This is a genomic window from Morganella sp. EGD-HP17 (assembly GCF_000512315.2).
Taxonomy (GTDB): Bacteria; Pseudomonadota; Gammaproteobacteria; order Enterobacterales; family Enterobacteriaceae; genus Morganella; species Morganella morganii.
Genome location: NZ_AZRH01000015.1, coordinates 97,310 through 110,996, shown reverse-complemented (window position 1 = coordinate 110,996; position 13,687 = coordinate 97,310). Strand labels below are relative to the sequence as shown.

Below are 13,687 nucleotides of genomic sequence, written 5' to 3'. Positions count from 1 at the left end.
GCCGCTTCCGCATCACGGCGGGCCTGCTCTTCGGCTAAACGCGCCTGTTCAGCCGCTTCTGTATCACGGCGGGCCTGTTCTTCGGCTAAACGCGCCTGTTCAGCCGCTTCTTCATCACGACGGGCCTGTTCTTCGGCTAAACGCGCCTGTTCAGCCGCCTCTGCATCACGACGAGTCTGCTCTTCGGCTAAACGTGCCTGTTCTTCCTGAGCCGCCTGTTCCTGCTGCGCCTGTTCATCTTCTTCTTTACGGCCAAAACCCAGCCAGGAAAAAAAACCTTTTTTCTTCTCTTTTGCCACAGCCACTATACTCCTTGCATACTGCCACCCGTCACCTTCCGGCACGGTATGTCCGGAAAATCCTGAGCAGATATGGCGTCTTTATCATCATTAGTTGCAAATCAGACGCAGTCTATCATTTCACAGGATGGTTGCGCATCGGCTTTCCGTAATTTCATATTAAATTTAAACGAATTTTTACAAAACCTGCGTATAATATTCCGCTGTTTTCCCGTCTGTTATTCATATTTCTGAATTAATAATTTCAGAATTAATAAGTTACGAAGGTTATGGTTAAAAAAGCTCAAACCGCACCACAAGGGCAGATCCGCATTATCGCCGGTCTCTGGCGCGGACGTAAACTGCCGGTTCTGACACATGACGGCCTGCGCCCGACCACTGATCGCGTGCGCGAAACTCTGTTTAACTGGCTGATGCCGGTGATTAACGGCGCACGCTGTCTTGATGCGTTTGCAGGCAGCGGCGCACTCGGTTTTGAGGCGCTTTCCCGCTATGCCTCCGCCGTGACATTTACGGAACTCAACCGCGCTGTTGCGGCTCAGATCAGCGCCAATGCGCGTCTGCTCAAATGTGAACAGGCGACTGTCGTTAATCAGAGCGCCCTGCAGTTTCTGGCACAGCCGGGAACACCGTTTGATGTGGTGTTTCTCGACCCGCCGTTCCGTAAAGGGCTGCTTCAGGAAACCGTTGATTTACTGGAGCAGAATAACTGGCTCAGCCCGGAAGCAATGATCTACATTGAAGCCGAGGCGGAATCAGACACACTGGTTGTTCCGGGTAACTGGGTGTGCCACCGGGAGAAGGTGGCCGGCCAGGTTGCGTATCGTCTTTATCTGCGTCAGACGCAGACGACTGAACAGGAGTCCGTATGTTCCTGATTAATATTGGCCGCATACTGATGCTGGCCGTCTGGGGTTTTCTGATTTTCAGCCTGGTGCATCCGTTCCCGAAACCGCTGAATATCTTTATGCATATCGCCACCTTTTTTATGGTGGTGATGCACGGGCTGCTGATGTCGCTGTTCAATGCCGGTCAGCCGCAGGATAAGAAACTGACAGCCGCCGGTAAAGTACGTGTCTTTTTATTCGGTGTGTTTGAACTGCTCGCCCTGCTGCGCCGCCAGCAGGCAGAACTGAAAGATCAGGATAAACCCTGATCAGCGCAGCGGCTCATAACGGATAAACCGCGTCCCCTGCATTGACAACGTTCCGCGTGAATGCAGGGTAATCTCTTTATATTCATCCTCTTTGATGTACACCACAATGGTTTTCCCCGACAGCGGCGTGAAATGCACCTCATAACGGAAGGTTTCCGGGAAAACCACATCCCGCTCACGGGAACGCATATTCGGGTACGGATAATCCTTTTTCTCTGTCACCGTGACCTGATATGTCACCACCGCAGAATGATCGTTTATCTCATTTTGTTTGCGCTGTTCAAAGAAGCGGCGGGTCGCCAGGATAATAATCAAAGCGGCGACAATAAAACCTAACAAACCGAATTTGTTCATGAGTATGGTTGTTTTCCTGCAATCTGGTTGATCGTGTTCTGTAAATACGGGATATTATCAAATATTCAGGTGTTAATCGCCATCAACATACCTCAAGGACACCCTATGAATTGGCCATTTATTGCTGTACTTTTTTCCGGCTGGCTCTATATCGACGCCGCCTACCGGGGACCAAACTGGCAGCGCTGGGTTTTCCGTCCCGTCACCCTGCTGCTGTTGCTGCTGTGGGCGTGGAGCGGGGATTACGGGCTGGATATCTCCGGGTATCTGGTGTGTGTCGGGCTGTTAGTGGCCATTGTCTCCGATACCATCCGCCTGGTTGCTGATAATAAAATCGACCTGTCACTGTATACCAGTGCCGTGTTTTATCTGCTCTATGCCCTGAGCTTCGCCCTGCTCAATAATTTCACCTTCTATATTCCGCTGATGATTGCCGTGCCGGTGATTGCCATCGCGGTACTCGCGCTGCTCTGGTACAAACTCGGCGATCATAAAGTACCGGTGCTGACGGCGCTGCTCAGTGCGCTGGTGATGGGCTGGCTTGCCGGAGAGCAGTTCTTCGGGCTGGGTACCGATTACAACTTCTCCCTGATGATCGGGGCATTCTGTCTGGTGCTGAACCTGATCCTGTGGCTGATTAACCGCTTCCTGTTTACCTTTAAACTGGCCAAAGCGGTGTATTCCACCTTCTATTTCCTCGGGCATTTCCTGATTGTCCGCGCTATCACGCTGATGTAATTCTGCCCCTGACAACAGGAGCGCACAATTTGCCAATAATTATGCGCCCCTGTTGTTGACTCTGGAGTAGACTCCAATGTGTACACTTCCTGTTAATGAGAAAAATTAACATCAACTCACCGTTGAACAGGGAGGTGTTTATGCACCCGAACAAAGAACATCATGAGCATACTCATACCAGCAACTGCTGCGGCAGCAAATCTGCCTGCACCACCGGCGGAAAAAGTGAGTCACAGGCTCATCAGTCACACGACCATACCGCACACGATCACAGTGAGCATGAACATCCGGAACACGACGACGATGAGTCCCGTGCGCATGGTCATGCCCCGCACGATCATGCGCATTCTGAACATGACCATGACCACGCCGGTCATGAACACGCACACGGCAGCTGCTGTTCACACGATCACGCCGCCCCGGATGATACCGCACTGCCTGAATTAAGCGGCAGCCAGCGTTACAACTGGCAGGTGGAAGGGATGGACTGCCCGAGCTGTGCGCGCAAGATTGAAACTGCCGTTCTGAAAATTGCGGCGGTCACCCGGGCAAAAGTGATGTTTGCCACCGAAAAACTGGTGGTGGATGCCGCCGGGGATGTCCGCGCGGATGTGACCAGTGCTGTTCAGCAGGCCGGATTTGTCCTCTGGGATCTGAACGGCAGCAGTGCCGCACCGAAGAAAAAAGAAGAGCAGAGCCTGCTGAAACAGGCAACGCCGATGCTGATTCTGGCGGTGCTGATTGCCCTCAGCTACGCGCTGGAGTTTGTGAACCCGGAGTTCGGCAAATACGCCTTTATCGCCTCAACGCTGATCGGGCTGTTCCCGATCGCCAAAAGCTCGCTGCGTCTTATCCGCTCCGGCACCCCGTTTGCGATTGAAACGCTGATGACGGTCGCGGCAGTCGGCGCCATAATTATCGGCGCCACTGAAGAAGCGGCCATGGTTATCCTGCTGTTCCTGCTGGGCGAAATGCTGGAATCCTATGCGGCAGGCCGTGCACGGCGGGGAGTCAGCGCGCTGATGGCGCTGGTGCCGGAAGATGCGGTGGTGATTAAGGACGGGCAGAAAGTATCCGTGCCGGTTGCACAGCTGCGTCCCGGCGACATTATTGAAATCGCACCTGGCGGCCGTCTGCCGACAGATGCCGAACTTCTCAGTGAGTTTGCCAGCTTTGACGAAAGCGCCCTGACCGGGGAATCCGTCCCGGTTGAGCGGGCACAGGGTGAAAAAGTGGCTGCCGGTTCGCTGTCAGTGGATCGCGCAGTGCAGATGAAAGTGGTCTCCGAGCAGGGTCAGAACGCCATCGACCGTATTCTGACACTGATTGAGGAAGCGGAAGAGCGCCGTGCGCCAATCGAACGCTTTATCGACCGTTTCAGCCGCTACTATACGCCGATGATTATGCTGTTCTCCGCCCTGGTGATTGTTATTCCGCCGCTGTTTATGGGCCAGGAATGGTATCCGTGGATCTACCGTGGTCTGACACTGCTGCTGATTGGTTGTCCGTGTGCACTGGTAATTTCCACCCCTGCGGCTATCACCTCCGCGCTGGCCGCCGCCACCCGCCGTGGTGCGCTGATCAAAGGCGGTGCCGCACTGGAGCAGCTGGGTACCGTGACCACTGTCGCGCTGGATAAAACCGGTACGCTGACAGAGGGTAAACCGCAGGTGACTGATATTGTTGCCCTGAATAGTCACAGTGATGCGGATGTGCTGACGTTTGCCTCCGCCGTGGAAAGCGGATCACATCACCCGTTAGCCAAAGCGATTCTGGAGCGCACTGAAGCTCTGGGGCTGACTATCACCGAAGCGGAAAACCGTAAAGCCCATGCCGGTAAAGGGGTTGAAGGTGAACTCAGCGGTGTGACCATCCTGGTCAGCGCACCGGGTAAACTGGCAGACGGCCTGCTGACCGATGCCGCTGCGGCAGAAGTGACCCGGCTGGAAAATGAAGGGAAAACGGTCGTTGCTGTGGTTGCAGGTAACCGGCTGACCGGACTTATCGCCATGCAGGATACGCTGCGCAGTGATGCCATTGAAGCCATCAGCCAGCTGAAAGCGATGGGTGTCAGCGCCGTGATGCTGACCGGGGATAACCCGCGTGCAGCCGCTGCTATCGCCGGTACCATCGGCATGGATTTCCGTGCCGGACTGATGCCGGAAGATAAAGTCAAAGCGGTGATGGCGCTGAATAATGAACATCACACCATGATGGTCGGCGACGGTATCAATGATGCCCCGGCAATGAAAGCAGCCAGTATCGGGGTTGCCATGGGCAGCGGGACCGATGTGGCACTGGAAACCGCCGATGCCGCACTGACTCACAACCGCCTGACCGGCATTGCCGAAGTGATCACGCTGTCGCGGGCCACCCGTAAGATTATCCGCGAGAACATTACTATCGCTCTGGGTCTGAAAGCCGTGTTCCTGGTCACCACCCTGATGGGGCTGACCGGCCTGTGGGTTGCGGTTCTGGCTGACTCCGGTGCGACCGCACTGGTGACCGCCAACGCTGTCCGCCTGCTGCGGGTCATGAAAAAATAACCACGGGTTACTGACTGAAAAGGGATGCTGCGGCATCCCTTTTTTTATCTCACCACCAGGATCGTGGCTTTAATGTGCTTGAGATAGGCCACAATCGTGAAGGTGACAATCACCAGCAGCGACCAGGATGCCCATTTTCCGGCATGCACGGTCGCCCACGCCCCGATCTGGTTCGGATACTGCCAGACACCGAAAAAGGTACCGAAGTTTTCCGCCAGCCAGATAAAAAAGCCGATCAGCACAAAACTCAGTAACAACGGCATTTTGCGCTCTTTATCATACGGCGTGTAATAAACCATGGTCCGCGCATACAGCCCGAGAATAAAGGCGGTGAGATACCAGCGGTAATCGCCGGTGAAGTGATGAGCAAAGAAATTCACATAAATCGCCAGCGCAATCAGGGTCGCCAGCCAGTACGGCGGGAAGTTTTCAATCCGGACGTTCAGGAAGCGCCACGCCTGAATCACATAACTGCCGACAGCCGCATACATAAACCCGGTGAATAACGGCACATTCCATAATTTGGTATACGCCTCATCAGGATAACTCCACGAACCGATAGCGGATGAGGTTTTAAACAACTCCATGACAAAACCGACCACATGGAAAATACAGATGGCTTTCAGTTCATCCGTTGTTTCCAGCTTTTTCCACACCATAGCAGCCTGAAACAGGACCGCCAGGATCAGCAGAAAATCATAACGGGGGATCCCGGCGACACCGGCGGCAGGCACCAGAAACAGGGCGAGGAAAAAGAAGGCGGCAAACAGGCACGCCCGTGCCTCTTTCAGACCAAAAAACCAGAATTCAAGGATAAACCGGCGCCAGCCGGTCAGAGACGAGCGTTTCTGCACCAGCAGAAAGGTATCAAAGCGGTCAAGCATGGTTCAGTCCCTGAAAGATGGATTACAGCACACTCTCTTTTTTGCGGATCAGATAGCGGTACGGCGCGGTTTCAGCTTCCTGGGCCACCAGCTCATGCTCCATAAAACGGCAGAACCCCGGAATGTCCCGCGTGGTTGCCGGATCATCCGCCACCACCAGCAAAACTTCACCGGTATTCATCCCGCGGATGGTTTTACGCACCAGCATCACCGGCTCCGGGCAGCGCAGCCCGAGTGTGTCGAGTGTTTTATCGGCACAGGAAAAAGTATCAGACATCATGATTGTCCTGTTAAGTAACGAATCCGGGAATTATACCGGAAATAAAAGCCCGGCGCCGCTTCTGTGTTTTTAATCTTCCGGGCCGTTTTCCCTCCGGGAGAGTCCTTTGCTTTTGTTGCGCAAACGGCGTATTATTGCGCGCTGAGATTATTGGGTTCCCTCACCCCAACCACCAAAAAGGTACAATATGTTTGATTTATCTGCCCGCCAGCGGCGCACTGCGCTTATCTGGTTATCACTTTTTCATGTTCTGATCATTACCTCCAGTAACTACCTGGTGCAGTTGCCGATCACCATTTTCGGCTTCCATACCACCTGGGGGGCTTTCACGTTTCCGTTTATTTTCCTGGCGACTGACCTGACCGTCCGTATCTACGGCGCACCGCTGGCACGGCGGATTATTACCTCGGTGATGATCCCGGCTCTGGCGATTTCCTATGTGGTCTCCGCCCTGTTCTTTCAGGGGGAATGGGCCGGTTTTGAGGCACTGTCACACTTCAACCTGTTTGTGGCGCGGATTGCCGCCGCCAGCTTTATGGCCTATGCCCTCGGACAGATTCTGGATGTGAATGTCTTTAACCGCCTGCGTCAGAACCGCCGCTGGTATGTGGCACCGGCTGCCGCGATGTTTGTCGGTAACCTGATCGATACCCTGGCCTTCTTCTTTATCGCCTTCTGGCGCAGTACCGATCCGTTTATGGCGGCAAACTGGGTGGAAATCGCCCTGGTGGATTACAGTTTCAAAGTCACTATCTGCATGCTGTTCTTCCTGCCGGCTTACGGCGTGCTGCTTAATCTGATCCTGCGCTCTTTTTTTGCGCAACGCGCTGACGGCTCCCTGCCCGCGCATCACTGATTGTTCATTTTTCTGACACGCAGAGGCGCTATCCTGCCTCTGCGCTGTCGTCTGTATCACATTTTCCCGATCTGCCCCCGTGCTCCCGGCCCGTACAGTGCGTCAGCTCTCACATATCCGTTACTGTAACTGTTAGTCTGATTCAGACGGAATATCCCTCACTGACACCATAACGCGAATGCATTCAGGAGTTTGAGTATGTTAAAAGTGATCCAATCCCCGGCCAAATACATTCAGGGTCCGGACGCGCTTTACCATGTGGGTAAATACATCAGACCATTAGCGGAAAAAACGTTGGTGATTGCTGATAAATTTGTCCGCGAACTGGTGGGCGATATTGTGAATGACAGCCTGAGCGAATACGAAGTCAGCGGTGTCTTTGAAACCTTCGGCGGCGAGTGTACTCACGAGGAGATCGACCGTCTGACCAAACTGGCGAAAAACCACAAATGCCAGGCGGTACTGGGTGTGGGCGGCGGTAAAACACTGGATACCGCCAAGGCCGTGGCGCATTTTGCCAAACTGCCGGTGATCATTGCCCCGACTATCGCATCAACCGATGCGCCGACCAGCGCACTGTCCGTTATCTATAATGAACTCGGTGCGTTCGACAGCTACCTGTTCTATCCGCAGAACCCGAACGTGGTGGTGATGGATACCAATATCATTGCCCGCGCGCCGGCACGTCTGCTGGTTGCCGGAATGGGTGATGCTCTGGCCACTTACTTTGAGGCGCGTGCATGCAGTGCAGCCGGAAAAGCCACTATGGCCGGCGGCAGTACCACACTGGCGGCACTGGCACTGGCGAATCTCTGCTTTGATACTCTGCTCAGCGACGGCATCAAAGCCAAACTGGCGGTGGAAGCCGGAGTCAGCACCAAAGCGGTGGAAAACATCATTGAAGCCAACACCCTGCTCAGCGGGCTGGGCTTTGAAAGTGCCGGTCTTGCGGCGGCACATGCTATCCACAACGGCTTTACCGCGCTGGAAGAGTGCCACCACATGTACCACGGTGAAAAAGTGGCATTCGGCACCCTCGTACAGTTAGTACTGGAAAATGCCCCGGCGGAAGAGCTGGAAACCGTACTGGAATTCTGTGCCCAGGTCGGTCTGCCAATCACCCTGGAAGAACTGGGTGTGGACAGCATCGGTACCGAGCTGGAAGAGAAAGTGATGGCGGTTGCCGAGCTGAGCTGCGCGGACAACGAAACCATCTACAACATGCCGTTTGAAGTCGATTCTGACCAGGTCTATGCCGCTATTATGGCTGCTGACCGCATGGGTCGCGACTGGCTGTATTAATCTGCTTATTATTCTGTTCAATAACGCCCGGGATAACCGGGCGTTATTGTCTGTAATCCGCCGCCGGTATTCATTATGCGGCGGGCAGGATCTCTGCGGCGATCGTATCAACCGCTGCTTTCAGTTCCTGTAAGGTGATGGTCTGATCCTTATTACTCATCTGCTCACCTTTATTTTTGCGGATCGCTTCAAGATACGGTTTTTTTGATACGGAATCGGTGATTTTCCATTCAAAATACATTGACGTATCCGCATCACGGTTACCGATTGCCAGCTGTGTTCCGGCGACAATCAGCATCACCGGTAAGACCTCATAGGGTTTGAAATCTTTGTTGGTGACCTTAACGGCAGTAACCACGCCCTCAAAACGCAGCACACCCGGTGCGGCAGTTTCTGTCAGCTGATACCGTTTTGCCAGCTCACTTTTGATCTGCTGATTGGTGTAATTGAGCAAAACAGTCATAAACTGTTTACCCATTTTGTTATTTTCATTCAGCGGCTTAAACACAACCGGCGTAAAGATAAGCTTTGTTTTCGGGCTTTCTGCGGTGAAATCGTCAGCACGCCAGGATTTAATCACCTCGCCGGAAGCTGTTTCTGTTTCGGTCAGGCGCTGATAGTCACTCAGAAAATCAGATTGTTCGGTGTGATTCGGCAGGCGGCTTGAGCAGGCGGAAAGCAGGAATACCACGGAGACGGCAATAATATATTTAGTGACTGAATGTGATGCGAAATTGTTCATTTTCCTCTCAATATCTTTATCATCTTCTTTAAAAATCCGCCCGATGCTAGCACCGGGCGGAAGAGGAAAGTGAATAGAAAATGCGGTTTATACGTAATATTCAGCCGGTTTCTGTCATCCTTTATTTATGCCAGCGCCCGCGCCAGCAGAGATATCGGGTGTTCGCATTTTTTGCTGGTGGACATCTCAATCTGCCATTTGCAGGTTTCACAGTCACTGATCACCAGATCAATACCGCTTTCCTCTATCTGGCGGAACAGCGGGGAACCAATCGCCTGAGATGTTTCGTAGTTTTCCTTTTTAAACCCGTAAGTTCCGGCGATACCACAGCATTGTGAATCCAGCACGATCAGTTCCACCCCCGGAATTGAGCGGATAAGCTCAAGGGAATAGGCCGTCCAGCCCATTTTTTCCATATGGCACGGCGTGTGATAACCGACTTTCAGCGGCATGTGCCGCAGCACCGGCTTGCGCCCGTCCTGCATCAGCCGGTAAAGATAACGGGTCACCAGCTCTATGTTATCGCGCAGCGGCGCGGTATCCACATCCAGGATATGCGGATATTCATCCCGCAGGGTAAAAGCACAGGTGGAGGATGTCGCAATCACCGGCATCTTCTGTTCAACAATGGCTTTGGTGAGGGATTCCACATTCACCGCCGCCTGTTTTTTCGCCTGCTTTGCAAAACCGTTAGCGATCAGCGCCACACCACAGCATTTTTCCCGCTCCAGCAACTGCACGCCGATCCCCATGCTGTTAAAGACCTTAATCACATCTTTACCGAGCTGCGGATGGTTATAATTCACATAACAACCGTGGAAGTACGCGACCTGTTCGCCGAATTTTGCCTGTTTTTCCTGCTGTTTTTTGTACCAGCGGCGGAAGGTGCCGAACGAATATTTCGGCAGCTCACGGCGGTGATCAATCTTCAGAGCGGTATCCAGCAGTTTACGCACCGGTTTCAGGCCTGTGATGGTGTTAACCACCGGCGCAAACGGCGAGGAAAGTGATCCCATCAGATCAGTGTGGCTCAGAATCGCGTCGCGGATCTTAGGCCGTGACGGAGAATACGTCAGTTTGGCGCGGGCGATAATATCCCCGATACGGACATCTGACGGGCACGCCACTTCGCAGCGTTTGCAGTTGGTGCAGAGGGTGAGCGCATCATCATACAGCATGGCGTCTTTCAGGCGCAGCCGCTCGCCGTCCGGCCCCGCCTGTTTCGGGCCGGGATAATCCGGATTCACCTTCGCCACCGGGCAGTAAGTTGTACAGACTGTACATTTGATGCAGTTCTCGAACTGTGTTTGTCCCGTACTCATACCTGTGCCTCCGTTACCACCACGCCAATCTGCGCCAGAATCTGTTCCGCTGCGTACATCGCAGTGACAAGAGAAACACCCGCCCCGCATCCCTCCTGTAACGGGTTATACCCGCCCAGTACCGCCCCGGCGGCATACAGGTTAGTGATAGTGCCGTGCGCATCCGCCGGATGCAGATATGCATCTGTCGCCACCCCGGCCTCCAGATAGCGCTGACGGGCAAACAGATCTGCCGATGTCCATTCCCGGCGCGGCAATGTTTCAGTCAGATTCAGATTCAGCAGTGGCTCATAAATATGATCAATATCGCTCGCCAGCCCGTTACTGAAGAAACTTCCGGTCGCCAGCACAAACTGCTCAGCCTGTACCGGAATATCACCGTGATTGCGGGTAAACAGCTGAGTGATCCGCTCACCGTCACGACGGACAGAAATGACACTGTCTCCCGGCATCACAAACCCGCCCGCCCGACGGAAACGGCGCAGTAATGCCTGATGCAGGCGGATCCCCAGCAGTGACGGCGGGAGGGTCGGCAGCTGATAAACCGTTTTATTCAGTTGCTGTTGTAAGAAGGCAATTCCGTCACTGTTTTCCGCCCCGAAGCAAGCCGGTAAAATCAGAGTTTGTTCAGTGATCCCGCACTGCGCCAGCTCATCAGCCAACTCCTGCCGGTTCTGCGGCAAATCCAGCACACGGGCAATATTGACAGAGCGAAACTCACTCGGATTATTACGTAATTTATCCAGGCACGGCAGATGCAGGGTATACGCCTGCGCCGGATATCCCTGACGGGTCAGTGCGGCGGCAGCCATTTCCGCCTGAAAATCAAGAAAACCGGTGATGCTGATAACCGCAGCCGGCTGCCAGTTTTCAGTCATTTTTTCGCTCAGAACCGGCACCACATCCGGTGTCAGCCAGCTCATCCGCCACTGCCCTGCCGGGGTCAGACGCCAGTGATTACACTCCGCCGATCCCTGTAACGGTAAAGTATCCTGCTGTAACAGCGACATTGCCTGTGACACGCAGCGGCGCACCGCGCTTTCCCCTATCACACTGTAAGGATGAGCAGGCGCCTGATGTGCCAGCGCCGCCAGTGCCGAAAGCGGCTCCGTGACCGGCTGCCCGTCCGGCAGCGCCGAGAGCAGATCCAGTGACGCCGATGAGAAATGCAGCGCGCTCTGTCCGGCGCTGATAATGGCGCAGCTCAGTCCGCTCTCTGCCAGTTTCATGCCGCAGGAAAGACCGGCAAGACCGCCGCCCGCGATAACCACATCATATTTCATGCTGCTCTCCCTGTTCTTCTGTCCCGCTGTTTTCCAGCCCGCATAATCCCTGATACACCCAGCCGGTAAATTCACTCTCCCGCAGCGCATTTCCCCACGCCACCGGACGTACACCTTTCCAGCGTTCATTCAGGAAATGCATCAGTTCGGTTTCGGATTTTTCAGCAGTGGTGACTTTCAGCTGAGTCAGCAGCTCCGCCGCACGGCAGGCGCACAGCTCGCCCTGGCAGGTGCCCATGCCGACACGGGTACGGCGGCGCAGATCCAGCAGGTTATTCACCGTCAGGCTTTCTGTGGCATAGCGCACCTCACCGGCAGTGACCGCTTCACACTCACAGACCAGGCTTTTATCCAGCCGCGTGGTGTGCGGCAACTCTGCCGCGCGATCGCCGTGACGGTACACCGCCGATCCGCGTAACGGGGCAGGAAGGGAGATCACTTTACGCAGTGTCTGTTCCGCCGAATGCGCCGAGCCCGGCAGCGGCTCCTCCGCCGTGGAACAGTGCGCCGTTATACCCAGCTTCGCGCACACCGCGTCTGTCGCCCACTCCGCCATCAGCCGGTAAGTCATCAGCTTGCCGCCGGTGATAGTAAGGAAGCCGCGCAGTCCGTCGCGTTTTTCATGATCCAGCAGCACAATCCCCCGGCTGATACTGCGCCCGGTCGGGTCGTCATCCGCCGCCACCAGCGGACGAACACCCGCATACGCCCGCAGAATACGCGCCTGCGCCATCGCCGGTGCCAGCCGTGAGCCTTCGCGGATCAGGGTATCGACCTCATCCGCCGTGACAATCATGTTGTCGATATCATCATAAGGAATATGAACAGAAGTGGTGCCGATCAGGGAAATGGTATCCCCCGGCACCAGGATATCCGCATCACCCGGTCTGCGGCAGCGGTTAATAACACGCTGGTTAAGGCGGTGCCCGAGGATCAGCAGTGATCCTTTGGCGGGCAGCATACTGATATGCACCCCGGCAAAACCGGCGATACGCTGGCTCCAGATCCCTGCCGCATTAACCACCACCGGCGCATACAGCGGATAACGGCGGTGATTCTGATGATCATAAACCTGCACGCCGGTTACCTGATCGCCCTGACGCAGTACATCCGCGACTTCGTGATAAGTCAGCACCTGCGCACCGTGCTCCCGCGCATCCAGCATATTGGCGGCAGTCAGACGGAACGGATCCACGGTACCGTCCGGCACTTTAACCGCACCCAGCAGCGCCGGGTTTACCGACGGTTCAAAACGCAGTGCCTCCTGCGGGGACATCACCTGAGTATCAATACCTGCTGCGCGGCAGGCTTCAATAAACGTGGCCTGGTACGCCATCTCATCTTCCGGCAGTGTGATAAACAGGCCGTCTGTTTCCTCAACACAGTGGCGGGCAATGCGCCGCAGGATCCGGTTTTCCGAAATACACTCCCGGGCGGATTCCGGATCCGTCACCGCATAACGGGCACCACTGTGCAGCAGGCCGTGGTTACGGCCGGTCGCGCCGGTCGCGATATCAAACCGCTCCAGTAACAGAGTGCGCAGGCCGCGCCGGGCACAGTCCCGCGCCATCCCGGCACCGGTTGCGCCACCGCCGATGATAATGACATCCGCTTCATTGACAGGTGAATCAGACATGGGTTCCTCTCAGTCATGTTCCTTTATTATGGTTATAGCTTAGCCGTTTTTCCTTCCTTTGTGATTGATAATGAGCAAAAACGAAAACAAAACACCAAAAATAAGAGCGAAATAATCCATAGTCGTGATGAATATCACATATACGCAACATCCGGATTTTCCCACAGGAAATACCCGTAAACCGACTGATTTTCCGCCTGTTTTCTGCCTGATTCACACCTCTGATATTTAGTTATTGTGCCGCCGCTGATATACGCTATGCTTTTAGCGCTAATTATATGTTTACCCT

At 54.5% G+C, this 13,687-nt stretch carries 13 protein-coding genes and 1 pseudogene; 6 read left to right on the top strand and 8 right to left on the bottom strand.

From position 1 onward, the window contains the following. Positions 1-305 (bottom strand): annotated as a pseudogene (locus X965_RS15450) (signal recognition particle-docking protein FtsY); the annotation flags it as partial. A 263-nt stretch (positions 306-568) separates the two neighbouring features. On the opposite strand from X965_RS15450, the gene rsmD reads away from it, so the two are divergent. Together rsmD and X965_RS15440 are read left to right on the top strand one after the other, a co-directional pair. Further along, positions 569-1,177, top strand: coding sequence for a 16S rRNA (guanine(966)-N(2))-methyltransferase (gene rsmD / locus X965_RS15445; protein ID WP_004236246.1), 609 nt, complete (start codon positions 569-571; stop codon positions 1,175-1,177). Then, positions 1,168-1,455, top strand: a complete 288-nt coding sequence (locus X965_RS15440) for a DUF1145 family protein (RefSeq protein WP_004236245.1) — start codon at positions 1,168-1,170, stop codon at positions 1,453-1,455. Before rsmD ends, X965_RS15440 begins: the two co-directional genes overlap by 10 nt. Here X965_RS15440 and X965_RS15435 read toward each other — a convergent pair whose 3' ends face one another. After that, entirely contained in the window at positions 1,456-1,809 is a 354-nt protein-coding gene (locus X965_RS15435) for a DUF2500 domain-containing protein (protein ID WP_004236243.1), read from the bottom strand. 105 nt (positions 1,810-1,914) lie between these two features. Between X965_RS15435 and X965_RS15430 the strand changes: the two genes are divergently transcribed. Both X965_RS15430 and X965_RS15425 read left to right on the top strand, forming a co-directional pair. Beyond that, positions 1,915-2,547 (top strand): lysoplasmalogenase, encoded by a 633-nt coding sequence (locus X965_RS15430; protein WP_004236242.1) that lies wholly within the window; start codon positions 1,915-1,917, stop codon positions 2,545-2,547. 140 nt (positions 2,548-2,687) lie between these two features. Then, complete coding sequence (locus X965_RS15425) at positions 2,688-5,093, top strand: zinc/cadmium/mercury/lead-transporting ATPase (protein ID WP_036418753.1); 2,406 nt, start codon at positions 2,688-2,690, stop codon at positions 5,091-5,093. 44 nt (positions 5,094-5,137) lie between these two features. Here X965_RS15425 and X965_RS15420 read toward each other — a convergent pair whose 3' ends face one another. Together X965_RS15420 and tusA are read right to left on the bottom strand one after the other, a co-directional pair. Beyond that, positions 5,138-5,977, bottom strand: a complete 840-nt coding sequence (locus X965_RS15420; protein WP_036418752.1) for a DUF817 domain-containing protein — start codon at positions 5,975-5,977, stop codon at positions 5,138-5,140. A 22-nt stretch (positions 5,978-5,999) separates the two neighbouring features. Next, on the bottom strand, positions 6,000-6,254 hold the full coding sequence (tusA, locus tag X965_RS15415; protein ID WP_036418750.1) for a sulfurtransferase TusA: 255 nt from the start codon (positions 6,252-6,254) through the stop codon (positions 6,000-6,002). 190 nt (positions 6,255-6,444) lie between these two features. On the opposite strand from tusA, the gene X965_RS15410 reads away from it, so the two are divergent. Both X965_RS15410 and X965_RS15405 read left to right on the top strand, forming a co-directional pair. Beyond that, positions 6,445-7,113: a 7-cyano-7-deazaguanine/7-aminomethyl-7-deazaguanine transporter gene (locus X965_RS15410; RefSeq protein ID WP_004236234.1), complete on the top strand. Its 669-nt coding sequence runs from the start codon at positions 6,445-6,447 to the stop codon at positions 7,111-7,113. 198 nt (positions 7,114-7,311) lie between these two features. Beyond that, entirely contained in the window at positions 7,312-8,415 is a 1,104-nt protein-coding gene (locus X965_RS15405) for a glycerol dehydrogenase (RefSeq protein ID WP_004236232.1), read from the top strand. 73 nt (positions 8,416-8,488) lie between these two features. On the opposite strand, the gene X965_RS15400 is transcribed toward X965_RS15405, so the two are convergent. The 4 genes from X965_RS15400 to glpA form a co-directional block, all read right to left on the bottom strand. Further along, positions 8,489-9,157, bottom strand: coding sequence for a DUF3313 domain-containing protein (locus tag X965_RS15400; protein ID WP_036412984.1), 669 nt, complete (start codon positions 9,155-9,157; stop codon positions 8,489-8,491). A gap of 125 nt (positions 9,158-9,282) precedes the next feature. Continuing rightward, a complete protein-coding gene (glpC, locus tag X965_RS15395) occupies positions 9,283-10,479 on the bottom strand; it encodes an anaerobic glycerol-3-phosphate dehydrogenase subunit GlpC (RefSeq protein ID WP_036412985.1) in 1,197 nt (398 codons plus the stop codon). Further along, positions 10,476-11,762 carry a glycerol-3-phosphate dehydrogenase subunit GlpB gene (gene glpB, locus X965_RS15390; protein WP_036418747.1) on the bottom strand — a complete coding sequence of 429 codons (1,287 nt, stop codon included), beginning with the start codon at positions 11,760-11,762 and terminating at the stop codon, positions 10,476-10,478. The genes glpC and glpB overlap by 4 nt, the downstream gene beginning before the upstream one ends. Further along, the gene (gene glpA, locus X965_RS15385; RefSeq protein ID WP_036418745.1) at positions 11,752-13,398 is read right to left on the bottom strand and encodes an anaerobic glycerol-3-phosphate dehydrogenase subunit A; all 1,647 of its coding nucleotides are present in this window, start codon (positions 13,396-13,398) and stop codon (positions 11,752-11,754) included. The genes glpB and glpA overlap by 11 nt, the downstream gene beginning before the upstream one ends. Between the last annotated feature and the right edge of the window lie 289 nt (positions 13,399-13,687).